The sequence below is a fragment of the Rhizobium oryzihabitans genome (assembly GCF_010669145.1).
Lineage (GTDB): Bacteria > Pseudomonadota > Alphaproteobacteria > Rhizobiales > Rhizobiaceae > Agrobacterium > Agrobacterium oryzihabitans.
On record NZ_CP048637.1, the window covers coordinates 104496 to 127205 of the forward strand.

Annotated in this window: 18 protein-coding genes and 3 pseudogenes; 8 read left to right on the forward strand and 13 right to left on the reverse strand. The window is 58.7% G+C overall.

All coding sequences use genetic code 11. From position 1 onward, the window contains the following. Positions 1-26 precede the first annotated feature (26 nt). The 4 genes from G3A56_RS26185 to G3A56_RS26200 form a co-directional block, all read right to left on the reverse strand. On the reverse strand, positions 27-281 hold the full coding sequence (locus G3A56_RS26185) for a DUF6117 family protein (protein ID WP_082186220.1): 255 nt from the start codon (positions 279-281) through the stop codon (positions 27-29). A gap of 106 nt (positions 282-387) precedes the next feature. Next, a complete protein-coding gene (locus tag G3A56_RS26190) occupies positions 388-1578 on the reverse strand; it encodes a DUF932 domain-containing protein (protein WP_082186219.1) in 1191 nt (396 codons plus the stop codon). 75 nt (positions 1579-1653) lie between these two features. After that, on the reverse strand, positions 1654-2310 hold the full coding sequence (locus G3A56_RS26195) for a hypothetical protein (RefSeq protein ID WP_164056917.1): 657 nt from the start codon (positions 2308-2310) through the stop codon (positions 1654-1656). A gap of 103 nt (positions 2311-2413) precedes the next feature. Further along, entirely contained in the window at positions 2414-4543 is a 2130-nt protein-coding gene (locus G3A56_RS26200; RefSeq protein WP_164056918.1) for a ParB/RepB/Spo0J family partition protein, read from the reverse strand. Positions 4544-5276: 733 nt separating this feature from the next. On the opposite strand from G3A56_RS26200, the gene G3A56_RS29130 reads away from it, so the two are divergent. The 5 genes from G3A56_RS29130 to G3A56_RS26225 all read left to right on the forward strand — a co-directional run bounded on the left by G3A56_RS29130 (position 5277) and on the right by G3A56_RS26225 (position 10068). Then, positions 5277-6386 carry a hypothetical protein gene (locus tag G3A56_RS29130; RefSeq protein ID WP_246231456.1) on the forward strand — a complete coding sequence of 370 codons (1110 nt, stop codon included), beginning with the start codon at positions 5277-5279 and terminating at the stop codon, positions 6384-6386. Between the two features lie 2 nt (positions 6387-6388). Then, on the forward strand, positions 6389-6997 hold the full coding sequence (locus G3A56_RS26210) for an RES family NAD+ phosphorylase (protein ID WP_246231457.1): 609 nt from the start codon (positions 6389-6391) through the stop codon (positions 6995-6997). 363 nt (positions 6998-7360) lie between these two features. Continuing rightward, positions 7361-7852, forward strand: a complete 492-nt coding sequence (locus G3A56_RS26215) for a helix-turn-helix domain-containing protein (RefSeq protein ID WP_082186276.1) — start codon at positions 7361-7363, stop codon at positions 7850-7852. A 130-nt stretch (positions 7853-7982) separates the two neighbouring features. Then, positions 7983-8654 (forward strand): Abi family protein, encoded by a 672-nt coding sequence (locus G3A56_RS26220; RefSeq protein ID WP_343044304.1) that lies wholly within the window; start codon positions 7983-7985, stop codon positions 8652-8654. 124 nt (positions 8655-8778) lie between these two features. After that, the gene (locus G3A56_RS26225) at positions 8779-10068 is read left to right on the forward strand and encodes an HNH endonuclease (RefSeq protein ID WP_082186274.1); all 1290 of its coding nucleotides are present in this window, start codon (positions 8779-8781) and stop codon (positions 10066-10068) included. A 418-nt stretch (positions 10069-10486) separates the two neighbouring features. On the opposite strand, the gene G3A56_RS26230 is transcribed toward G3A56_RS26225, so the two are convergent. From G3A56_RS26230 to repA, 6 genes and pseudogenes are all read right to left on the reverse strand, one after another. Continuing rightward, on the reverse strand, positions 10487-11983 hold the full coding sequence (locus tag G3A56_RS26230; RefSeq protein ID WP_082186273.1) for a hypothetical protein: 1497 nt from the start codon (positions 11981-11983) through the stop codon (positions 10487-10489). Between the two features lie 93 nt (positions 11984-12076). Further along, complete coding sequence (locus tag G3A56_RS26235; protein WP_082186272.1) at positions 12077-12874, reverse strand: IS3 family transposase; 798 nt, start codon at positions 12872-12874, stop codon at positions 12077-12079. Beyond that, on the reverse strand, positions 12871-13233 hold the full coding sequence (locus G3A56_RS26240; protein ID WP_082186271.1) for a transposase: 363 nt from the start codon (positions 13231-13233) through the stop codon (positions 12871-12873). The genes G3A56_RS26235 and G3A56_RS26240 overlap by 4 nt, the downstream gene beginning before the upstream one ends. A gap of 677 nt (positions 13234-13910) precedes the next feature. Next, the gene (repC, locus tag G3A56_RS26245) at positions 13911-15122 is read right to left on the reverse strand and encodes a plasmid replication protein RepC (RefSeq protein WP_082186270.1); all 1212 of its coding nucleotides are present in this window, start codon (positions 15120-15122) and stop codon (positions 13911-13913) included. Positions 15123-15276: 154 nt separating this feature from the next. Next, positions 15277-16242, reverse strand: coding sequence for a plasmid partitioning protein RepB (gene repB / locus G3A56_RS26250; RefSeq protein WP_082186269.1), 966 nt, complete (start codon positions 16240-16242; stop codon positions 15277-15279). Further along, positions 16239-17452 (reverse strand): annotated as a pseudogene (gene repA / locus G3A56_RS26255) (plasmid partitioning protein RepA). Before repA ends, repB begins: the two are co-directional and overlap by 4 nt. A 314-nt stretch (positions 17453-17766) precedes the next feature. Here repA and G3A56_RS26260 point away from each other — a divergent pair. Next, positions 17767-17913, forward strand: a pseudogene (locus G3A56_RS26260) (MFS transporter); the annotation flags it as partial. Between the two features lie 200 nt (positions 17914-18113). On the opposite strand, the gene G3A56_RS26265 reads toward G3A56_RS26260, so the two are convergent. The 3 genes from G3A56_RS26265 to G3A56_RS26275 all read right to left on the reverse strand — a co-directional run bounded on the left by G3A56_RS26265 (position 18114) and on the right by G3A56_RS26275 (position 20618). Continuing rightward, entirely contained in the window at positions 18114-19031 is a 918-nt protein-coding gene (locus tag G3A56_RS26265; RefSeq protein WP_082186266.1) for a recombinase family protein, read from the reverse strand. Between the two features lie 439 nt (positions 19032-19470). Next, complete coding sequence (locus G3A56_RS26270; RefSeq protein WP_082186265.1) at positions 19471-19992, reverse strand: AAA family ATPase; 522 nt, start codon at positions 19990-19992, stop codon at positions 19471-19473. Next, the gene (locus tag G3A56_RS26275) at positions 19989-20618 is read right to left on the reverse strand and encodes a recombinase family protein (protein WP_082186264.1); all 630 of its coding nucleotides are present in this window, start codon (positions 20616-20618) and stop codon (positions 19989-19991) included. Before G3A56_RS26275 ends, G3A56_RS26270 begins: the two co-directional genes overlap by 4 nt. Before the next feature lie 129 nt (positions 20619-20747). Here G3A56_RS26275 and G3A56_RS26280 point away from each other — a divergent pair. Both G3A56_RS26280 and G3A56_RS26285 read left to right on the forward strand, forming a co-directional pair. Beyond that, positions 20748-21926, forward strand: a pseudogene (locus tag G3A56_RS26280) (DUF4158 domain-containing protein); the annotation flags it as partial. Between the two features lie 167 nt (positions 21927-22093). After that, positions 22094-22699, forward strand: a complete 606-nt coding sequence (locus G3A56_RS26285; RefSeq protein WP_003501158.1) for a recombinase family protein — start codon at positions 22094-22096, stop codon at positions 22697-22699. Positions 22700-22710: the final 11 nt, after the last annotated feature.

Genomic DNA, 22710 nt, shown 5'->3' on the forward strand with positions numbered 1-22710 from the left:
AGTAAAACCGCGGCGATTGTCAGCGGTTAGGTCGCAGGGCTCGCAATGGAGCCGGTTGGATCGTCGGGATCGGGCGGCAGATAGGCGTCGTAAGGATTGCCGTCGGCGAGATGGCCGAATGGCGTGAAGACATATTCGCCGTCTGTGTGGCCGACGGCGCAGAGCACGTAGCGTGGCTCGCGTGCAGCCGCATCGAGGCATTCGATAAGAGCAAGATTGCCATCGGACGCGGCGCGCAGCAGCGTGTCGAAGTTCGCGCGGACATGATCGGGAATAGCCATTGGGTTCTCCAGACAAAATGAGGCCCGGCGCTTGGCCGGGCTCTGTGATGACGACGATGGGATTTGCCGACGCGGCCGGGTTCTGAGCCCGGCATGCTTGAACGTGTCAGGAGGCGCTCTCGAGCAGCTTCTTGGCTTTGCCCTCGAGTTCGAGACGCGTGTCCTGATTGGTCTTGGTACGCGCCAGCGCGGTGATGCCCTGCACGAAATCGAAGATCGATTCCGGCGGCCTCCCCTCCTCCGACAGCACCATCTCGATCACCTTGCCGGTCTCGCCTTTCGAGAAGCCGCGCCGGCGAAGAAATGCTTCGCGGTCGTCATCTTTGCGCGCTACAACCCGTTCGCGCGCCGCCTTGATGCCGGCGATGAAGGGAGCCGGCGACGAATTGGCAAAGCTGGTCAGCGCGGGTGCTGCCTCATGCGCGAAGCGTTGGGCGGCAAATTTCGAATGGCGGATGGTGATCTCCTCGAAATTTTCCGTGCCCCACAAGTTGCGGTTGGCGCAGACCGCCCGGAGATAGAAAGAGGCGATGCCGAGGGTTTTCGATCCAACTTCCGAGTTCCAGGCATAGAAGCCGCGGAAATAGAGGTCGGGCTCGCCGTTCGGCAGTCGCCCTGCTTCGATCGGATGGGTGTCGTCCACCAGAAACAGGAACACGTCTCGGTCGCTGGCATAAAGGGTCGTCGTATCCTTGGTGATATCGACGAACGGATTATGCGTCATCGTCCCCCAATCCAACACACCCGGCACTTTCCACATCGTGTCGCCGATCCCGTTGCCGGCGATCTTCATCACGGCGGAGACCAGTTCATGGTCCCAGATGCGGCCGTATTCGGGTCCGGTGACAGCTCGCAGTTCGAGCCGGCCGTCGTCCATCTCGAGCGTCTTGACCAGCTCGGCACGGTGGTTGAGCAGACCGTGCTGCAGGTTAATCGCCGCAAGCGGCGCCGGCAGTTGCCGCATATAGGTGGCGGGGGCGCCAACCAGGCTGCAGAGCTGGCCGTAGCTCCAATGGGTCGGCGCGATCGCTTGACGCTGACCCGGAACGAGAAGCTCAAGCCGCTCCGCGTTGTCGCGCGTTGCTTCGACACGGATCGCAGCACTTTCGATGGTGCGGGCATGGGCGCGCTCGGCGCGGGACCGGACGGTGTCGTAGAGATCGGTCAGCGACAGGAAACGCTCGTCATCGGGGCGCGAAAACCATTCGGACGAAACGCGGCCGATCCGTTCACCGCGCGAAATATCGACTTTGAAGCCGGAAGCGCCCGTTTGACTGGCGGAAGTGAGGGTGTCCATAGCATTGTCTCCATAAGATGAAAGCCAGCCCCAACGGCTGGGCAAGGTTGAGGGATGTCTGGGTAAGAAGAAGGGTTAATCGGAAACCAGCCGGCAATGCGCCGAACGGATCGCCGAGAGTGCCGCCTGGAATTCGGCGCTTCCGAGCACATCAGAAAAATCCATCGTGGTGGCGATGGAAACGCATGCGGCATGGACCTCGTCGTCGGTCACTGCCTCGGGTGTTAGACCCCTAAAATTCGGGTCCACCTCGAGCACTGCCGCGATTGCGTCGCGCACACCAACCTCCTTCAGGCTAACCAGGACGTAGGAAGGCTTAGGTGCGTCGACCGGCTCTTCGGGATCCGGTTCTCCGGCGAGAACGGCTTCTCCTCGGGCGACCGCCCAGGCAGATCGGGCGAGCCATCCGGGCGACGCTGGGCGGGCCGCGCGGACGTCATCGAATAGCATCTTCAACAGTCCGAGCAGGATCTCGAAATGACGCGCCCGGTGCTGGACAGGTTCGTCGAACTGCTGCGGGATCTGGATCGGCGGACCTTTATAGGCCGCATGTGTGCCGTCCCAGATGCCGGTGATATGAACTGGATCGGAGGAATCGAAGTCTCTCTCGGCGATGTCGCAGCTGTCGTCGTCAATGGCAGCACGGCACGCCGCCTCCAATGTGTCAGCTGCGTAGGTGCGATGCCGGAAGACCGGCAGATGATAGGTAGTCTCGATGGTAAAGTCAGGCATGGGTGCCTCCTGAAACGGAAAAACCCGGAGCGTTGGCCGGGCTGCTTGCAAGAGGACCCGACCGCAACAGCGATCGGGTCCGGCTGATGTGCTAATCGCGAACCTATTCGGCAGCGGCGAGATGCTCGCCGCCGGTCTCACTTTCCGTATCGCCGGCGTCATCGCTCGATCGTTCCGGCTCGTCGAGCAGGAATGCCGGCAAGCCGGTGAGTTCCGAGGCGGTCTCGTCCTCAACGGATCCGGCTGACGCATCATCCCCGACAACGTCGCTTTCGCCGATGCTCTCGTCACTCGTCATGCGAAGCGGTTCCGGCAGCCAGCCGGAGCCTGTCATCAGCCGCTCAGCCTCGCGGGCCATGTCGGCCTTCTTGAGATGGCCGATCAGCTCCGCCGCCTGGTCACCCTTGGCTTCCCGGACCGCCTGCAGGATCCGCGCCTTCGTGACACGGCCGAGATAGTTGTCGGCAGTCGGTGTCCAGCCAGCTTCCACCATGTCGAAGCCGATCGAGCGGGCCAATTGCTCTGCGTGGGCGATCGCACGGGTGCGCTTATTCCAGGGTTCGACCACGGCGTTGACCGACAGCGAGGCGCAATGGGCAAACAGCGCCTGCCGGCTGACCTCGTCGAGCCTGACCAGGAAATCCCAGAGATCGTTCGGGTCCTTGGGCAGATCCTGGCCCCAGCCTTCGTGCCGCTGCTCGATCTCCTTCGCCCAGACCGTATCGCCGAGGCCGGGCGTCTGGCTGAAGCGGGCGCTCTGCAGCGTCACCTCCAGGCATGAGTCCGAGCCGTAGACGTAAAAGGTCTTCAGGACGAAGGCATGCAGGACCGCGATGAAGGCGATGACAGGATCGTTCGCGAGCGCATTGCGCAAGGCAACGGTGCGCGCCGCCGTCAGATCGAGGACAAGGCGATCAGGGAGGGGCTTGATTGTTTCGTCCTCGTCGTCCGGTTGGGTGCTTTCGCCGCCGGCGGAGCCGCTTGCCGCCAGGTCACCGCCATGATCGGCACCATCGCCGGCTTCAGCTGAGGGATCCGTCTCATCCTTCGGTTCGTCCTCGGGCCGCACGAAACCTCGCTCGATCTTAAGCTCGCCACCGACGCCGAGCGAAACGAAGAGACCGCCGCGGGCGACCTCCTTCGGATCGAACACGTATGGGCGGTCGTTCAGGTGGTCGAGCTCGCTGCCGAGTTCCTCCAGCTTTTGTTCGGTGACTTCCGAGTACTCATCTGCCTCCGAATATTCTGCGTCGAGCTTGTCGTATTCGGCACGGGTGGCGTCATAGCGAGCCAGTTCCTCTTCCGTCATCTCCGCCTGCTCGCCGTAGAAGCGCCGCAGGCCGGACGTGTGGCCATATGGGAAGTCGAAGGCCACTTCGACCCATTTCCAGCCTTCGCTCATCTGGATCGCCTCGGCATCAGCCTTCAGCTTCTCCATCACGAGCTGTTCAAGCAGCGCCGGATCCTGCAGCCAGCCGCCCTGATCCTGGTCGAATAGGTCGCGCATGGTCACGCCGCCGGCGGCCTCGTAGGCTTCGATGCCGACATAGACGGCCCGGCGGTCGTTGGCGCGGATCGCGGTCTCGGTCAGCAAGCGTCGGATGTAATAGGGCTCCCGGCTATGGGAGCGCGAGACCGTATCCCAGACCTGCTCCTGGCGAACATGGTCGTTGGTGATCGAGAAGGCCATGATCTGTTCGAGCGTCATCTCGTCTTCGGCATATAGATCGAGAAGCCGCGGCGAGACGGAAGCCAGCCGCAGGCGCTGCTTCACGGTGGCAACCGAGACGAAGAAGCGTGCGGCGATCTCTTCCTCACCAAGTCCCTGCTCGCGCAAGGTCTGGAAAGCGCGGAACTGATCGAGCGGATGAAGGCTGACGCGCTGGACGTTCTCGGCGAGTGAGTCCTCAACCTCGAGGGTTTCGCCCTTGCTGACGATGCAGGGAACGCCTGCCGTCTTGGCCAGGCGCTTCTGCGCAACGAGGCGCTCGAGGGCGCGATATCGGCGCCCGCCGGCGGGGATTCGGTAGATGCCGGTCTCGTTGCCATCGCCGTCGAGCTCGGGACGAACGTTGAGGCTGGTCAGCAGCCCGCGATGGGCGATGTCTTCCGCCAGATCCTCGATCGAGACGCCCGCCTTGATCTTGCGGACGTTCTGCTGGCTGAGCACCAGCTTGTTGAAGGGAATATCCCGGGCTGCGCTGAGGGTGATTTTCTGGATGGCTTGTGCCATGTCAGTTTCTCCGTGGCGGACCGGCCGGAGCCTCTCTCCAACCTCCTAACCCGCCACAAATCCCCCTTCCCTCCTCTCCCTCTCTTCCGCTCGCTCGGGCCTCACCGAAAATCACTTCCACCCCCTAATTGATCGCCCCTGTTCACCCTCTATTTCTCTTGCCCGTTCAGGCACTGGCTGCTGCCATACCGAGCGCAGACTGACGAAGGTTGATAGAGTTGACAGCTTGCTCTATATAATTATCAACCATCAACCTAGACCCGCGTCGTCGGGACGGAGATACGGCAATGGCAGAACCACAGATCGCCGCCGGCATTCCAGAGGATATAAGGGCGGACGTCGAGATAGCGGCAAATCGTGAAGGCCTTCGCGTTGCCGAATGGATCCACTCAGGCACTGGCTGCTGCCATACCGAGCGCAGACTGACGAAGGTTGATAGAGTTGACAGCTTGCTCTATATAATTATCAACCATCAACCTAGACCCGCGTCGTCGGGACGGAGATACGGCAATGGCAGAACCACAGATCGCCGCCGGCATTCCAGAGGATATAAGGGCGGACGTCGAGATAGCGGCAAATCGTGAAGGCCTTCGCGTTGCCGAATGGATCCACTCAGGCACTGGCTGCTGCCATACCGAGCGCAGACTGACGAAGGTTGATAGAGTTGACAGCTTGCTCTATATAATTATCAACCATCAACCTAGACCCGCGTCGTCGGGACGGAGATACGGCAATGGCAGAACCACAGATCGCCGCCGGCATTCCAGAGGATATAAGGGCGGACGTCGAGATAGCGGCAAATCGTGAAGGCCTTCGCGTTGCCGAATGGATCCACCGGGCATTGCGACGAGAAGTTTCTCATCAGACCTTGGGCCTTGGACCACAATCGGTGGATCTTGGGATGCATCGCTACCTGGCTGCGCCGGCCAATATACCGATTGTGGGGTCCTTCAACCACGAAAATAACAGATCATACCTTTCGAACTCACTTCCGCTTAAATTCATGAGTGTGTCGGAAACCAGGACACTGGGGATCTATGGCCTTACGTTCTTTTTTTCGCGCATCGATCAGGGAGCATTCCTGCTCAGTGCTGCCCTAATTGAGGGATCGATGGGCCATTTCCGGCCGCGCCACGATCGTGTTCGCGTCAACCGAGCCCGCTCCTGGATGGACAATCTGGTCATCAGTTGCCGCGACCGATCTGCGGATGTTCGCGAGGCCTTGAAGTTCGAGTGGGAGCCTACCGGGCGGGCGGCCGAGCTCGCGCTTGACGCGTTCAAGACGTTGAGTGAATTGACACAGACAAGCTGGGAACTCCAGCGGCTATGCCAGGTGGACCGGCCGCGCGCATTCCACGAACTTGCCCTTCATTTGGAACTTGCCACGCAACAGTTTGAGCTGAACGCGCGGCTTGTTGCCGAGATTGAGGGTTTTGAGGCGCCCTCGCCTGCGTTGGAGCGCTTGAGCGATGTCCAAACCGATCTTTTGACGCGGGCCGGAGGCGGGTTGTCGCTGACGGCGGCTGCCGATCGTCTCGGCATCTCGCGACAAGCGCTGCACAAACGAGCCAAGACTGGATCGGCACTTGCTCTCATGCAGGGAACCGAACTCGTTCTGCCATTGGCGCAATGGGTTAGTACTGAAAAGTCTTTAACCTGGATCGACGGCCTGCCCAAAGTCATCAAGCTGTTTAAGACAGCCGGTGGCTGGTCGGCGTTGCAATTCTTGATCGAACAGGATCCAAATCTTGGCACGACGCCGCGACTTGCGCTGATCGACGGCAGGGTCGATGACGTCGTCTCCGCAGCCGAAGCCTATCTGGGAATAGAGGGAGAGGCATAATCGTGGTTGCCTCGCGTTTTGTGTCCGGTCTGCGTGCCGTCACGCTTCCGGCCGGCCACGGTCTTGTGCGCGTGCATGCGCTCAATCGGGGACCGGTCTTCTTTGGACCGGCTCCCGGGGGCCGCCCTCAGAACCGCTTCGATGCGCCAGACCAGGAGTATCGGGTTCTTTATGCCGCCGAACACCTGGAAGGCGCCTTTGTCGAGACCGTATTGCGCCGGCCGGTCGGTCGGATCTTGCGGCGTGCCAGCGTCGAGGAGCGCGGCTGGAGTATTTTGCGCCCCTCGCGGCCTCTTGCCCTTGCCAAGCTGTTCGACGACGGCCTGCAATTTCACCAGATCGACGCCAGCGAAATCAGCGTCGATAATTATGCTCCCTCGCGGGCACTGGCGCTTGCGCTTTATGCGGAATTCAACGATCTCGATGGTCTCGCTTACCGGTCACGGTACAATAACGGCGAGATCTGTTACGCAATCTTCGACCGCATTTCGCCGGGCGAATTCGACCCGGGACCCGTCTCGCCGTTTGTCGACCACAAGGACAGGGTCGATGCGATGATGGAGCTCTACGGCGCCGTCTTCGACACCAGCCTGCCCATTCCGCCAATCTAGATCAGAGGTCGCAGTCAAGCGAAGTTCTTTGCGACCCGGCTCTGCTGAAGGTGTCGTTTCGCCTTTAATTGCGCTGGTGGCGGAGCCGGAAGCTTGCTAGAATTTGGCCAGTGCGGCATCTTCTGGAATAAAACCTGAGAGGTGGGCTAGACCATCGCCCCACGGTAGGCGATCGATCTGACCCAGGTGGGGATCAAAACATTATCACTAAACAGCGTAATCTCTCAGTGCTATAAGCCAGGTAGACGAAACACGGTTAGGCAGGTGCGGTAGAATTATAGCCTACCCCGTTTGGTCGCGCCTATTGAAGCACGCGGTTTCTTCCCTCACATTCTCGCTATGTTCAATTTTGCGAGAGTTCCTATGACCACCCAAGACAATACTGTCGTCGCCTTCCCGACCAAGCCTGATGGTCCTGCCCCAAGCAGCTTCGAGAGAATTTGGGGCAAGAAGGTAAAAAGTCACGGCTACGCCGCGATCCCGACCATTCTCATCCGCTCGCAGCACCGCCTTGGCATCAACAGCACGCAGTTCTGCCTGCTGATCCACCTGCTCGATCTCTTCTGGTCTCCGGATCGTCCCCCCTTCCCTACCAAGCAGCAGTTGGCAGACCGCATTGGCATCAAGCCCACCTCCATCAAGACTAACATGAAGGCGCTGGAAACGGCCGGCCTGATCCAGCGGGTACAGCATAAGACCTCTGCAGGTGACTGGGGAGCGAACACCTACCACCTCGACGGCCTGATCCAGAAGATCAAGGACCTGGAGCCGGACTTTGACATGGAAAAGAAAAAGAGGCTGGCGGAGAGGAAGCGGGTGGAGACACCGAAGGGCAAGCGACCCAAGGAACAGTAGGGTCGGCCAAGAAATAGATTACCCCGGCCGCATGCCTAAGGCAGAGACGGTACCGGGGTTTACGAAGCAAGATATAGACGGGGGTGGGGGATAAATCAACCCCTGTGACTTCAAGATGAGCACCATGAGCATGGACGAGACCATACCCTACCCCGGCATAGAGGAGACCCTGTCGGCCGACAGGTTCGGTACATATCTGGGATGGGCCGGTGGAGACCGCAACAGGGCTGTCTCCCTCTACACCCTCAATGCCTTGTTGAGCGAGAGCCTTCACCTCGCCCTGCACATGCTGGAGGTCGCGCTGCGCAATCGCATCCACCAGGTCATGACCGAGATCTATGGCGATATGTGGTTCGACATGCAACAGCACCAGTTGAACGCCACCCAGGCTGACATGTTGGCCAGAGCCCGCGACGACCTCACCGACAAGGGGAAGGACCACACCCCTGCGCGGATCGTCGCGTCGCTCACCTTCGGGTTCTGGACGGCCATGCTCGGCAAAGAATACGAGACACTCTGGCAGCAGACACTGAAGAGCATCGCAAAGCGCGAGGACGGTAAGGGGCTTCGTCGCAAGGACTTCACCAGATCGCTTAGTCCGATCCGTACACTGAGAAACCGCCTCGCCCATCACGAGACGGTGCTTTATTGGGATCTGCCAAAACACTATGGAAATATCGTGCAAATGATTTCCTGGCTGTCCCCGGTCGCGGCCGACTGGTGTCGAGCCCATTGCCGGTTTCAGAGCCTTTATCCTGTCGAGGGTATCACTCTGATTTTCCAGGGACCCGGCGAGACGTGAACGCTGAAGGGCACCCCCACTCAACGAATTGGGTGCGCATCAGCTAATTGGCCTAGAAGCCGGCCGGCCGTCTCACCCCTTGTTCGATCACCGCGTTACTTTTAGACGCCATTAGGAGTGCATTATGTCCGATATACCGGCTACGCGCCGTTGCATTTACTGCTTCCAATGCAAACTCGTCGGTGAGTTTTCGTTGGAACATATCTGGCCTGACGCACTGGGTGGTTCGCTGTGTGATGACCTCTTCAAGACAAAAGAGGTCTGCGCCAAATGCAACAACATATGCGGCCTCTTCGTCGACGGCGCGTTCATCAAAACCTGGTTTGTCCAGACGGAGATCGCAAACCAAGGCTCCGAATTCCTCGATCCATCGAAACCGACCGCGGTACCATTGCAATATCTCGGAGTCGAGCCTGATCTTTCAACCGATGCCGGCGAAATTTGCGAACGCTGGCAGGGTCCTGCCGGGGAACGCATCTACCATTTCCATCTCGCTGACGAGGACCGCTGGGATACCTTTGCTGGAGGCGACACCATCCGTCGAAAAACAAAGGATCCAGGCCGCGCTTATCTTGCTCTCAGCTCCCCTGAGGAATTTTGGTCGTTGACCGCTGCCTTGAGTTTCCGGCAGCAATTCGCAAAAGTTAAAAGATGCGTGTTGACCAAGGTGGAGATCGACAATCCGCGGTTCAAGCCCGTCATGCCCGGCCTCTTTCCGCAAGGAGATCCCGCGAATCCCCAAGAGGCCCGGGACCGGACTGTCCTGGCAGAGGCTCTGTCACGCAACCGGGTCCACTCGCGCATACCCGTTCAGGCGGATTTTGACGGCCGTTTTTTATGTAAGGTGGCGCTGGGCCTCGGCCACAAGATTTTCGGCGCACAACATGGCGAGAGCGCCTATGGCGCGGAACTGCGCAAAGGCCTTTGGGTCAGAGATGTTCGCGAACGGCGGGATCTTAAAATTCGCGGGACGGGTATGCTTGGGGGAGGCGGCGGCACAATCCCTCAGCAACTACGCGAATTCCTGACCTGGCCGGGTGCTTGGACGATTTGCATCTGGAGCCATGCAGATCTCCTCGCCGCGCACATCCATAGTCCGTCAGGCTCCCGGCTCTCCATCGTGATTGCGGAGGACATTACCCAGTACGCTGCGACCGACACGGCGCTATATCTGGACGGCCAGATCTACATGATTTCGCTTCCCGGGGAATCCTTCGTTGGACCGATCGCCCTGCCCGACTTCCTTGGCCACAAACTCGGCAACAAGGCTGTTCCCGGCCTTCGCGCGATAGAACTGCGCGATGACATTGCAAACCTCCTTCCCCCGAAAAAGCTTCCGCTGCAATCCGAAGGATTGCATTCTTGCAACCGGCTCCAACGTCGGCAGACCGGATTAGCTCGCATGTCGAGCTAATCCGCTGCCCTCGGGTAAAGCCGGCGCGCCCGCCCTCGGGTCCAAAAGTACCCAGGCCAGTATGAGTAGGTCAGAGCCGATCGCAGGTGGACAAAAAGAGTAGGCTCACGAGATTGATGCGAGAAAGGCTCGGCGCCCTGGGCTGACAATCGACCCAAGAAGCAGGGACGAGTTCGCCTCGGTTCTTCCAGCGCTACTAGCGCGTCAAAAAACCTAGCAGGAACAGCCGGTTATCTGTGATGACCGCGGTCAACGGTGGCCTTAGGCCGGTGCCCTGTTCCAGCGCCCCGGCAGGAAAAATCGAACGATGGACTGCAAAAAATATCATAAATTCAGTCACTTAAAGTCGATGACCGCGGTCAACGATCGCGCTTGGGGGTCGACCAGCTCGCAATCAACCGCCGGCTAAACCACTATGCTAAAAGCGTTCTTCGACCAATTTTTGCATTTGGACGCGGCTGACATCATCGTAGCAGCATTCCAAGGGCGTTCGACGATCGGGTAGCCAGTCGTTCTTTGTTTGGATGAACCTAAGTCCTTTGCCCTGGAATTTCCGACCCACCCAAACTTTGAATTCCTCCTGGATCATCGGGATCCGACCTGTGCTTACAAATCGACGCTCCAACTCCCGGAGGGCATCCTGAAGGCCGATTTCGGACGCCCTTGCAAACTCCAGGGGCGACAGCCCTCTCCGAGATGGTCTGGTCGAAAGCCACATCGGCGCGATTCCCGGACCGAATTTCTGCACGGCTCTTGCCTGCAGTTTCTCGCAACGGAGCCGTGCCCTCTCGTTTTCATCATCTGCGACCTTAGCGGCCCAGACTGCCGCCGCCGCGCTCATGGGAAGGCCAATTGGGTTAAAGGGGTCGGGTTCATCTGAGTCCAGCGCCTGCTCGACGGCTGCGAGTTGCTGCTTTAACCGTGTCCACCGGTAATCTCCGGCTTTGATGATATCGAGAGGTGTTAAGCGGCCATCTATCAGCGGTCTCTTCCACCACGCCCCGATGCCCTCTGCGAATTCCGCCCTTTCAGTCAGGTCGAGCTTCGATACAATCCGCTGAAGACTTGCCTCCATTTCCTGATGGCGCATTGCCATATAGTCGGGCTTTGGCAGCAGCCCCGGCCGCCGCTCTGACGAGAACGGTTGCTGCTCTGGCAAATCAACCAGCAGACGCCAATTGCCGCTCGGAAGACAAACGACAGCACCCTGCTTTTCGAGGTCAGACAAAAAGGTAAAAACGCATGCTTCTACGCCGAACTCAGGCAGTCCTACCTCGTTGGATTCCGTGGCGGAACAAGAGAACCGAGAGAGCTCAGCATGTAAATGTTCAGCCCTCTGAAGCTTCGTGACAATGCGGCTTAGCGGAACACCGGGACCGTGCTGACACTGTAGCAGGACGAAGGCACGCCATTCATCTGCTGGCGTTCGAAAATAGCCCTCGAATGATGGACGTGTACCTTCCAGCCACTGCGATAGCGATGTCTTGTTCGGGGAAGGGGCAGATACTTTAGGCAACCCTGCGAGTCGATCGTAAAGCCGCGCCAGGGCCCTGGATTTATCCGTGGTCAGTCGTCCGCGTGGTCGCACGCCATCAAGGTGGTAGCGAGCGTGGAGGAAATTCTCCAGTTTCTCATTGAAGATCCAATGTCGGTTTGCCCCGCGTCGGACGTGGTCTTCAACCGCCGCAAGGGACAGTTTGCCGGAGACAGAATCCGGACTGATCACGATCTCGAACGATTCCAACCGCTGTCGTCTGATGAGCGCCGCCTTCTGATCGGATACCCTGTGCGTCACGACAATCTCGATCAGGAGGGGTCTGTCGGAGGCTCTGCCAATGACGTCGGGTTGGTGCCCTTCGAAGCGTTGTTCGGTTCTAACGTCGGTCAGTTCGACCTCCGCGCTGTTGATTTCCACTGAGAGCTGACCCGGCGCAGCCCGATATTTCCATTGAGAATTGACCCATGTTTGGAGTGAACCCCTCGGGCTGGACCATCGAAACGCTTCAAACTAAGCCGCCTGCTGGGCGAGTTGAGTTTCGAATTCTGCTGGCGATAAATAGCCAAGGGCCGAGTGCAGCCGCTTGGCATTGTAGATCTCCTCAATGAACCTGGGCAAGCGTTCGGCCACATCCGCGAATGTTTCGTAGCCGGCGATGTAGACGTCCTCGACTTTCAGGGTCTTCATGAAGCTCTCTGCCTGCGCATTGTGATAAGGGTTGCCGACGGCGCTCATAGACCCCTGTAAGCCTGCCGCATCGAGCGCTCGTCGATAGGTCTCACTTGCGTACTGGCATCCGCGGTCCGTGTGGTGAATGCAGCCGCGTGGGGGCCTTCTGTTCTCGATCGCCGAACGCAATGCTGCCAAAGCCAGCGGCGTATCCAGGCGTTTCGACAGGCCATAGCCGACGACTTTCCGGCTGCAGGCGTCGAGAATGACAGCAAGATAGCAGAAGCCAGCGGCGATGCGGATGTACGTGAAGTCGGCCACCCAGACCATATCAGGCCGCGACGGGATCACATTGCGATAAAGGTTCGGGTAAATCGGCGAATCGTGGTTGCTATCCGTCGTGCGAACATACCGCTTGCGAGGCTTGATACCGAGGCCATTGGCCCGCATGACGCGGGCGACACGCTTGTGATTAACGAGGTGGCCTCTTCGCTGAAGCTCGTGTGTCACGCGCCGGTATCCATAGCAAGGCAGCTCGTCCTGGATGTCCTCTATGATTGCAACGAGCTCGCTGTCGCCGAGATTTAAAGCTTTTGCCTTTGATCGGTAATAGTAGGTGCTCCTCGGGAGATCGATCATTTTGCACCCCCGTCTGACAGAGCAGGCCGGGGACCGGTGATGATGGAGGAGCTCCCGCTGTCGCCGGCGATCAACTGGCGCGGTGTTTTTTTAACCAGGTCCAGCTCCATGGTGAGCTGGCCGACCTTGCGTTCAAGCGCCGCAATGTGGGCCTCGTACTCGGCAATGACGCTGGCCTCAGCCTCCTCATCGTTCAGATCGCCGCGATCGAACTGCGTCAGCCATAGCTGTATGAGGTTTGCCGAAACGCCGTATGTCCGTTGTGCGTCGCGCCGTCCGATGACGCCGTTTCGGATATCCTGGCAAAGCTGCAACTTGAACGGCGTCGAATGCCGGCGATATGGACCTCGGGACTTCATGAGCCTTCTCCGATTGAGGCCCGCAGAGTGTATCAGTTTTTCTGGGTCCCGTGGTCCAGCCCGAGGGGTTCACTCCAATGCCGGGTCAGCTCTCAGTGGAAATCAACACTCCGCGCGATCAACCGCACGATGGCCGTCGCGCGACGCTGACGGAAGCCGAACGTATCCCCCACTGAGAAACAGATCTCTCGCAAACGTGTGAAGGGCAGTCATCTGGCCGGTTGTTCCGCATCCTGCTGTACCGCCCCCGCCGTCCGGGTGGTGCGCGAAGTGCGGCGTCACATGACCCTTCTTTGCAACGAGAGGCAAATCACACTCTGGACAGATACAGTGGCAATCGCCGCCAGGAGCAGCCTCGGAGATATGCAGGATCTTACCGCTTGAATGCTTACCGAATGCGAGCGTTGGGCGTGCCATGATCGTGATCCTCGTTCCTCAGGCACGTCCCGCCATAAACGTCAATTCAAAACCACTCCTGAAATGTTCCCATAGAATTTTAGCGTCCGCGTCGAATGGAGCGTGAGCCCACGCTCCAAGCTGCCACGATGATGAGACGACGGCCAGAAAGAGGAGAACTGGAAGCACGCGGTCATTAAGACGAACGCCATCGTCATCACCTGGTTGGACGCCATGAATTATCCGTTGCGAAATATATCGTCACGAAAGGACCGCCGGCGTTATCCGGTTTTAAGCTCCGTCCCTCCATTGGCCTTTAAAAGCGCCATGATCATCGGTCCGAGCGAGAACTCCGACAGCTCGGCGCGTCTTGTGAGGTCACGCAAATAGCCACCGGCGGAGTTAATCAGGTTTGCCCGCTCGAAGATGCAGGCCATCGCCACCGCTGCATTTTCGGGTCCCATGACTTCGCATGCCTCTTGATAGGCCGAAGGGCTCACGCCAAGCATCGAACGGATCACGACAGCGGCGGACATGAGATCGCGCCAATTCGCGATTGTTCCGCTCGGTCCGTAGTCGGAAATTTGCGGGCAGGCCCGCAGAACAACGGAGAGGGGGAAGGTCTTCAGCGGCTCACTCGGCTTGGCCGGCTTGCTCGATTTCGCGCCCTGCTCTTTTTCAGAGCGAGGTTCAAATACAATAGTGGATTCGGGATTTGAATTCTGTATATGGCGCCCATTTTGAGCATCATTGCTGCTAGTATTTTTTGCATTTTCTTTTGTTTCCAACCGATTAAGGATTTCCGCCTTCAGCGTCTCCATGCTCTCGATCGCGTCTTCCACCTCGGCAAAGGTGGGCGACCTCGGAAGGCTCCCCACCAGACGGACGTAAGCGTCCTCGGCCGCCTGCCAATCGCCCTCGACCCCCTCCTCGATCGCTACCGTCAGAAGCTTACGCGTGTCGCGCCGGCAGATCGTGAGTTTCTCCTTGGCATTACGATATGCTGTGCGCCTCGCGGTCACCTGTTGGGCCAGCAGTGCTAGCTCATCGGCACGGGCCAACAAAGGTGACAGATCGAATCCGAAAGCGCTCTCGATATCACCACCCGCATCTTTCCGTGCGAATCGTTTGCCGTTGGCACTGTCCTTTCGGATGATCAATCCTGCATCAACCAGTGCAGCCAGATGCCGGCGCAGGGTCGATCCTGGCATGCTGTGAGCACGAAGCGACAGCTGGATGTTGGATGGGAACACCACCATCTGTGCATCAGCCCGCAGTTCCTTTTCGGGGTAAAAGCTGAGTAGGGCGTCCAGGACAGCCAGGCTGCTCGATTGCAGCCCCAGCGGCTCCATCGCTGCAGAAGCATCGCGAAAGATCTTCCACTTATCCGCGGCTTTGCTCCTGGATACTTCGCCGACCGCCTGTTGTCGCCTGACAAGAGCAAGCGTCATCGGCCGCCGCCCAAAGTGCGTCGTAACACTTTCCGTATGCATCGTTCTTCACCTTCAAACAGGCAAAAGAAATTCGCTCGCCGAAACGGCGCCTAGACTCTTGACGATGAATCCCGAAAATGCGATTCTACTGGTGCTTATACAGAGAACAGGGCTTCCGAGACGGCGACGTTTTGGGGGCTCTTTTCTTTTGCGGTTATGCTTCCTTTTTTCCAACGGACTTCGCACGGCGCTCTTCGAAAAGAGCCACCGCGTCATTGAGCAGGAAAGACGCGAATTCTCCCGCCTCCTTCCTGTCGAGGGTAATTTCGATTTTAGATTTGCTGTGCTTGACGTGGCCCAATCGCTCACCGGACGACGTCGAGAGAACTTCGGGCAGCCCACGAACGAGGCGGCGAGGTTTGAGGGCGTTGAGAAGCGCCTTGAACCGATCCTGCGAGGTCATGCTTTGCAGCTCGTCGGACCTTGCCAAGTCCACAAGGTTCTTGCTTTCGGCTTTATGGATCAGCTCTGCGAGCTCTTGCCAGCTTCGCCGGCCAACGCCTGGAGCAGGCCCGATGGCGTCGATCAGATCGGCGGGAATGGCCTCGACAACGGAAAGCATGCGCGACAATTCGGCCTTGTCGATCGACATAGCGGATGTGATGACTTCGCGCGGGAAACGTTCGTTGAGCCGCTGTGCGAACCGTGACTTCTCGATGTAGGAGAGATCTTCGCGTTCATTGTTTTCCTGCCCTTGGGCGATCACCAGTTCCTCGTCCGTCAAGGCGCGTATCACTGCCTTGACCTGAAGGCCGAGCTCCTGGACGGCGCGCAGGCGGCGATGGCCGAAGGCGACCTGATAATGTCCCGGCTTATCAGGATGAGGGCGCACGAGGATCGGTACCTGCTGCCCCTGCGCACGGATCGAGGACAGCAGACCGTCGATATCGCCAGGCATGCGGTCTCGAACGAAAGACGGCTCCACGAGAGCCGTGTCAAGGTCGATTACGACCTGACCTTCGGCGAGGCGCCGCTCGATTTCGTCGGCGCGCGCCTGACGAGCTTTCTCTTCGCGCATCGTGTTGGCCACCTGACCGACAAGCTTGTTGTCGGATGCGGCGGCTTTTACGGGCATGTCTGCATCGACCTGGATCAGATTCAGGAGGTTTTTTCTGCTCATGTCGCTCGTCCCCAAGCCTTCTTGATCAGGGTTTCAATCTCGTCATTGACGCTGTTCATCGCCTCGATAGCTCGGTCATAGGTGCTGCGTGTGAATTGGCCGCGCTCGACTTCGTACAAAGTTTGGTTTGTAAGCCCGGCATCGGAGACGGCCGTAGATTTCAGCATCGGGAAGTTTAGGACGTGGGCGCCAAAAATAGACCGAAGATATCCTACCATCTGATTTTGAGGGCCGTCGGACGGTTCAAAGCGGGTTATGAGGTAACGCAGCCAAGCAAAATCGACATTGCCGCCGGCGGCGGCCACCTCGCGCAGCAGATCAGCAACCATCGCGAGGAATTGGTTCATCGACATGACATCCAGCATCTGCGGGTGGACCGTCACGAGCACCGAAGTCGCCGCGGTGAGGGCGGAGAGCGTTAGGTAGCCAAGCTGGGGGGGCAGTCGATGATAACGATATCGTAGTCATTGCTGACATCATCGATGGCATCGCTCAGACGTTGGAAGAACATTACATCGCCTGCCTGCCGCTTCATCAACGCGCGAGGCGTGTCATGCTCGAACTCCATGAGTTCGAGGTTTCCAGGAACAAGATCTAATGCGGGGATGTAGGTTTTCCGGATGATGTCTTTCACCGACCGCCGGGCCTCGTCGTACCGGATTGCGCCGTACATCGTGTCATTCGGATGGACATCGAGTTCCGGCTGATGCCCAAACATGGCGGACATACTAGCCTGCGGATCGAGATCGATGGCAAGGATACGATAACCCCTTAACGCAAGATATTGGGCGAGATGGACGGACGTCGTCGTTTTGCCGGAGCCGCCCTTGAAGTTCATGACGGAAATAACTTGGAGGTCTTCACCGTCGCGGCGGTGGGGCAAGTATCTGCGGTCCGCTCTACCGACCTTGTCGAGATGTCGGCGGATCTTGTCGATATCATCCACGGAGTAGGAGCGTCGTCCGCCGGGGGTCGTACTTACCTCCAGATCATCGATATCGTTGGAGACCTGACGAAGATAAACTTCCTTGACGCCAACGAACTTCGCTGCTTCCGATGGCTGAAAATGACGTATTCCCTTCTGCGCCGTCGGCGGGAACGTGCTCACATGGTGAGCTTGCAACTGAACAGCAAGAGCCGACGAATGTCGGTCTATAAGGCCAACGAGCGTCTCTCTGGACGGTGCCTGCGCTTCAGCATTTTTGTTCATATCTGGCCCAAGAATCAGTAACAGCGGTTCAATGCGGCAAAACCCTTTTTCAACCGCTGTTACAATAAGCCTCGATTCTGAAGGCTGGGCAAGCTCTTTAAGGTTAACAGAAGCTTAACGCAAAAATGAAGGCAGCAGCGTCAACCCTGAAAAACTCTTATTTCGCAATGATATAACTCATTCCCCCCAAATGATTCCGTTCGCAAAGTTAGAAAAAAATGGAGTCGATAAGATTGAAGAGCACATATCAGGAAGGGTGAACGCGGTGAATGCTGCGACCCGCTTGCAACGAATCGAAGGCGGCCGGCCATGTCTTCATCAGGATGAATGCGCTTTCGATTTACTTCCGCCCATTTCTTGAGGGCCTCACTCGGGTGCAACTCAACCCGCTCTCGCTGATGCTTCTTGGTGGGGGAATGGGCGAATTGGCGGGGACTTCGTTAATTGGTTTTGTTCTGCGCATCGCAGGTTGGCGGAGCGCCGTCCTTCTTGCCGCAGTAGTTCTTGCTGGTCCCGCCGCGTTTAGAGCACTTGCCGGCCGCCGTGATTGACCTCTCGACATAAGAAGCAGCGGACACGGCTATTTCGTCAAGATGGCGTCGGTTCTCGCCCTTTTGCCGCAATACTCCCACGCATCTACGCGGGAACGAAATCCAACATCTCAATGACGGATGAGACCGAACCGATGTGCCTCATCCAGCAGATGACGAACAGAGGACGGTTGCCATTTGCGTCCACCTCGCACCGGCCGCTCACCCATCTGATCCAGTTGGGCGGCAATGTCGCGCAGCGACAGGCCTGGATCGGCAATGGCAATCGCCGCAACGAGCTTCATCAGATGATCTTCTGGCGCACGGCGGGGTGAGCGAGCTAAGAGCTCGGGTTCGGCCAGCTTCTCGCGAACCATGCGATGCATCGCACGTCGCAGTCGCTCGACTGTCCAGTCGTGGCCGCGGCGATTGAGGACCCGGACGACATTGTCCCAGCTATGCTGAGGGCGAAGCTGTCGCACCATGGGCAGCCAGGTTTGGGCCGTCGAGATCAACTCGTCGAGATAGAGTTTCTCTCGTGCCTTTGACACGGCTTTGATCGCTTCCGGCCGCCGCTCTCGAAGTCCCGGGTTGCCGGGTCGCCTGCCACGCGCCTTTGCCGCCTTGATGCCAGCTTTGGTCCGTTCTGCGATCAGCGCCCGCTCAAGCTGTGCGACGGCTCCGAGAACCTGGAGAGAAAACATGCCTTGCGGCGTGGACGTGTCAATCGGATCGCGGATCGATCGGAAATGGACGCCGCGCTCTTCAAGATCCTCGATCACCTGCAAGAGATGACTGACCGAACGAGCGAGGCGATCCAGACGGACGACGACGAGCACGTCGCCAGCGGCGAGCTCGCCGAGCAATCTGGTCAGAACCGGCCGGGCCCGTGATGCGCCGGATCCGTGCTCCTGAAAGATCCGCTCGCAGCCGGCCGCGCGCAACTCGTCCATCTGTGCGTCATGGACCTGATCGTCGGTGGAGACGCGTGCATAACCGATAAGACGTCTGGTGGCCGGCGACGGTTTGGCGGCTTGCCGTTTTGCCATGGTTTCTCGCCCATTTTTCCGGTGCTCTGTACAGATAATGAATGCGTGAGAAAATAATCAGTTGCAAGCGTGTTTTATGGTGCAAAAGCAGCCCCGCCAGACTCAAAAAATGACGTCGAACGCCATCCGACCGTAACGTGCGTGGAACGCGCTCTGGCGGTCATCTACGACGGAAATGCCAGAAAATAAGGAGATCGGAGGAGGGGAGGGGTCTCAAAGTCCGCGTAGGCGGAAGGACGATGGAGAATTCTGCGTCGGCAGAGGAGGGGCGCTGTTAGTAGTCCACGGGGCAGCCCCGGTTCCGCCGAACCTCGCCGAAATCTGCTCAAAAGACCGGAAAATCAGCCGTTTCCGGTCAACCAGGACGACCGACACGATGATTTGCGGGCTGAAATGGCCCCTGAACATTAAAGGGGCACAGATATACGGTAGGCCGATTTCACGCCTTTTGCGCAGCCTTCTTGATGGCAGCTACGAAGCCCAACAGTTCGGCTGGCGAGGTGAACCGGAACACCCGACCGGCAAATCCTTCCATTCGAGCAAGGTCGCGCTGTCGTTGCTCCTTTCGGTAATTGATCACAAATCGGAAGAAGGCCCAATCAAAGCGTTCAGGACATCCCGGCGCGAGCTGATCACCGCGATTTCGGCCCAAACCGGATACCGTTCGTCGAATAACTCGCCACAGGCATAACGATGTTGTGTAATCGAGATGGATAAGCGTGTCCGCAGATGCCAATCGCTGCTCAAGCGTGCCGCTATAATTCCCGTCCATAATCCATTCAGATTGCGCCGCAAGCTTTTCGACGGTTTTCTGCCATGATGCGCTATCCGGCCTTTGCCAGCCCGGCTGCCAGTAATGTCTATCGAGGTGGACGACGGGCAAGCGGGTCGCTTCGGCCAGTTCTTTGGCGAGTGTGGATTTCCCGGCGCCCGGACAACCGACGATGAGGACTCGTTTCATTTCTTTGCCTTCCGCATAAGCAGCCGCTCTCCATCGGTGCGCAGCGCGCCCTTAGGATCGACAAACCGGTAGAGCGTCTGTCGTGTGATACCGAGTTCGGCGCAAAGATCGGCCACCTTGGTTTCCGGCTTCCCCATTGCTGCCTGAGCAAGGCGCAGCTTCGCCGGCGTCATTTTGAAGGGCGCTCCGCCGTTCCGGCCACGTGCGCGTGCGGCGGCGAGACCAGCTTTGGTGCGCTCAATGATCAATGCCCGCTCGAACTCAGCCAGCGCCGCGAATATGCCGAACACCAGCCGGCCATTCGCCGTCGAGGTGTCGATCGACGCCCCTTCACCTGCCAGAACCTTGAGGCCGATATGCCGTTGGGTCAGATCATCGACCAGATTGACGAGGTGGCGGAGATCGCGGCCGAGTCGATCGAGCTTCCAGACGACAAGCGTGTCACCGCGACGCAGCGCCTTCAGGCAGGCGGTGAGACCTGGACGGTCCTCTTTCTTTCCTGACGCGGCATCCTCATAGACATTGTTGGCGTCGACACCAGCCTGTGCCAGCGCGTCACGCTGAAGGTCATGGACCTGGCTGCCGTCGGCTTTCGACACTCGCGCATATCCGATCAGAGCTGTCATTTATTCGTCCGTCTGCGTGACAATTTCGATTTGGCCGCGCCAAAGCCTGTAGATTGTCACATAACCCGTCTTGCAAAGTAAGCTCCGCGAACGGTTATCTCCAGTCTTTTTGTGACATATGGAGCGCCGATGCCTCGCCGCATGATTTTGACGGATGCCGAACGGCAGAATTTCCTTGCCCTGCCCAGCGACGACGACACCCTGATCCGCCATTGGAGCCTTGATGATGAGGACCATCGTCTTCTGGAAACGCGCCGTCGCGACGATACCCGTCTTGGCTTGGCCCTTCAGCTTTGTGCGCTCCGTTATCCCGGCCGTCTCATCCAGCGCGGAGAGGTCATCCCGGAAAGCGCGCTCACCTTCCTTGCCGAGCAACTCCGCATCGAGCCGAATGCACTTGCCAGCTTCGCACGAAGAGCGCCCACACGCTACGAACAACTGACCGTCCTCCGCCAACACTACGGGTTCAGCGAGCTGAGCCACCCGTTGCGCACCGATCTGCTTGCCTTCGCGCGCGGCGTGGCGATCGCCTCGACCAAGGACAAATTCGTCGTCGCCGCTCTCGCCGATGAGATGCGCCGGCGGCGTATCGTCATTCCCGGCATCACCGTGATCGAACGGATGGCCGGACAGGCATGCACCGAGGCTGAGGAGGCGCTGTTTGCCGATGTTGCCGGAAGGCTGACGCCCGACATCATCGTCAGAATGGAAGCGCTGCTCGGTATTGGTCCACGCGTCCGCCAGAGCGGGGTCTCCTGGTTACGTGAACCTGCCGGAAAGGCTGGAGACGCAGCGATGCGGGGTCTGATCGATCGGCTTGAGGCCGTGCGCCACGTTGGCCTTTCAAGTGATGTGCTTCAGGCCGTCCCCGCCCATCGGGTGAGCCGCATGGCACAAGAGGGCCGGCGCCTGACCGCCCAGAACTTCGAGCAAATGCGGCCCGGCCGCCGATATGCTACGCTCGCAGCTTTCCTTCTGGAGATGGAAATCGCGCTCACGGATGCCGCAATCGCCATGTTCGAAGTCCTGATCGGCAAGGCGTTTCGGCGGGCCGAGGCAGAGCGCGACAAACGACTGCTGGAAACCGCCACCTCGGCGACATCGGCGCTGGATTTCTTCGTGGGCTTCGGTGAGGCGATCGCTGCCAGGCGAGAAACCGACCTTTCGCTCGATGAGGCGGTCAATGCAGTCGGCGGCTGGGAGCAGTTGATGCGGGCAACCGCGGCTGCGAAGGCAGCATCTCGTCCCCGCAAGGACGATGATCTGATTGCCTATCTGCCGGCGCAATATGGGGCTCTGTGGTCATTTCTACATTAATACACGCTAAGGGCATTTTGCAGGTGACGGGAAACACATGATTTCCGCTCACCGTGATCGCGGGGCAAACTGGCCACGCAATAGGGCCATTTTTTGCGCGACAAACCCTGTCGGAATGTTAGGCTGTGCGGCAACACCTGATTTGAGGTTTGTCGCACATGTTGATCGGTTACATGCGGGTATCGAGTAGTGACGAGCGCCAGTCGGTTGCCTTGCAGCGCGATGCCCTGCTCGCGGCCGGGGTCGATGAGCGCCATCTCCATCAGGATCGCGCTTCCGGAGCGCGTGATGACCGGCCGGGTCTGAAGGCATGCCTCGGCGAATTGCGCGAAGGCGATGTCCTGGTCGTCTGGAAGATAGATCGGTTAGGCCGGTCACTCTCCCACTTGATCCGTATCGTCGAGGATTTGAAGGAACGTGGTGTCGCCTTCCGATCTCTCACGGAGGCGATCGACACCACGAATTCGCACGGCGCGTTTCTGTTCAACCTGTTCGGCTCGCTTGCAGAATACGAGAGAGTGCTGATCACCGAGCGGGTCAATGCCGGCCTGGCGGCGGCTCGCCGACGTGGCCGTAAGGGCGGGAGACCTCCAACGATCGATGCGGAAAAGGTCGAGCAGGTTCTAGCTGCTTTGGAAGCTGGCGCCAGCAAGGCGTCCGTGTGCCGGACGTTCAAGGTGGCGCGCTCGACCTTGATCGACACGTTGAAGCGGACTGGATGGACAGGCCCCGGCAAGACCGGCACGCCCGAAACCGTAGTTTGACGAGTGACCGT

Excerpts from the sequence above, each read along its gene's own strand:
- G3A56_RS26215 (WP_082186276.1), top strand. The coding sequence starts at position 7,361 with ATGACCACCCAAGACAATACTGTCGTCGCCTTCCCGACCAAGCCTGAT.
- G3A56_RS26185 (WP_082186220.1), bottom strand. The coding sequence starts at position 281 with ATGGCTATTCCCGATCATGTCCGCGCGAACTTCGACACGCTGCTGCGC.
- G3A56_RS26225 (WP_082186274.1), top strand. The coding sequence starts at position 8,779 with ATGTCCGATATACCGGCTACGCGCCGTTGCATTTACTGCTTCCAATGC.
- G3A56_RS26275 (WP_082186264.1), bottom strand. The coding sequence starts at position 20,618 with ATGACAGCTCTGATCGGATATGCGCGAGTGTCGAAAGCCGACGGCAGC.
- G3A56_RS26265 (WP_082186266.1), bottom strand. The coding sequence starts at position 19,031 with ATGGCAAAACGGCAAGCCGCCAAACCGTCGCCGGCCACCAGACGTCTT.
- G3A56_RS26285 (WP_003501158.1), top strand. The coding sequence starts at position 22,094 with ATGTTGATCGGTTACATGCGGGTATCGAGTAGTGACGAGCGCCAGTCG.
- repC (WP_082186270.1), bottom strand. The coding sequence starts at position 15,122 with ATGCATACGGAAAGTGTTACGACGCACTTTGGGCGGCGGCCGATGACG.
- repB (WP_082186269.1), bottom strand. The coding sequence starts at position 16,242 with ATGAGCAGAAAAAACCTCCTGAATCTGATCCAGGTCGATGCAGACATG.
- G3A56_RS26270 (WP_082186265.1), bottom strand. The coding sequence starts at position 19,992 with ATGAAACGAGTCCTCATCGTCGGTTGTCCGGGCGCCGGGAAATCCACA.
- G3A56_RS29130 (WP_246231456.1), top strand. The coding sequence starts at position 5,277 with ATGGCAGAACCACAGATCGCCGCCGGCATTCCAGAGGATATAAGGGCG.
- G3A56_RS26235 (WP_082186272.1), bottom strand. The coding sequence starts at position 12,874 with ATGATCGATCTCCCGAGGAGCACCTACTATTACCGATCAAAGGCAAAA.
- G3A56_RS26240 (WP_082186271.1), bottom strand. The coding sequence starts at position 13,233 with ATGAAGTCCCGAGGTCCATATCGCCGGCATTCGACGCCGTTCAAGTTG.
- G3A56_RS26190 (WP_082186219.1), bottom strand. The coding sequence starts at position 1,578 with ATGGACACCCTCACTTCCGCCAGTCAAACGGGCGCTTCCGGCTTCAAA.
- G3A56_RS26195 (WP_164056917.1), bottom strand. The coding sequence starts at position 2,310 with ATGCCTGACTTTACCATCGAGACTACCTATCATCTGCCGGTCTTCCGG.
- G3A56_RS26220 (WP_343044304.1), top strand. The coding sequence starts at position 7,983 with ATGGACGAGACCATACCCTACCCCGGCATAGAGGAGACCCTGTCGGCC.
- G3A56_RS26200 (WP_164056918.1), bottom strand. The coding sequence starts at position 4,543 with ATGGCACAAGCCATCCAGAAAATCACCCTCAGCGCAGCCCGGGATATT.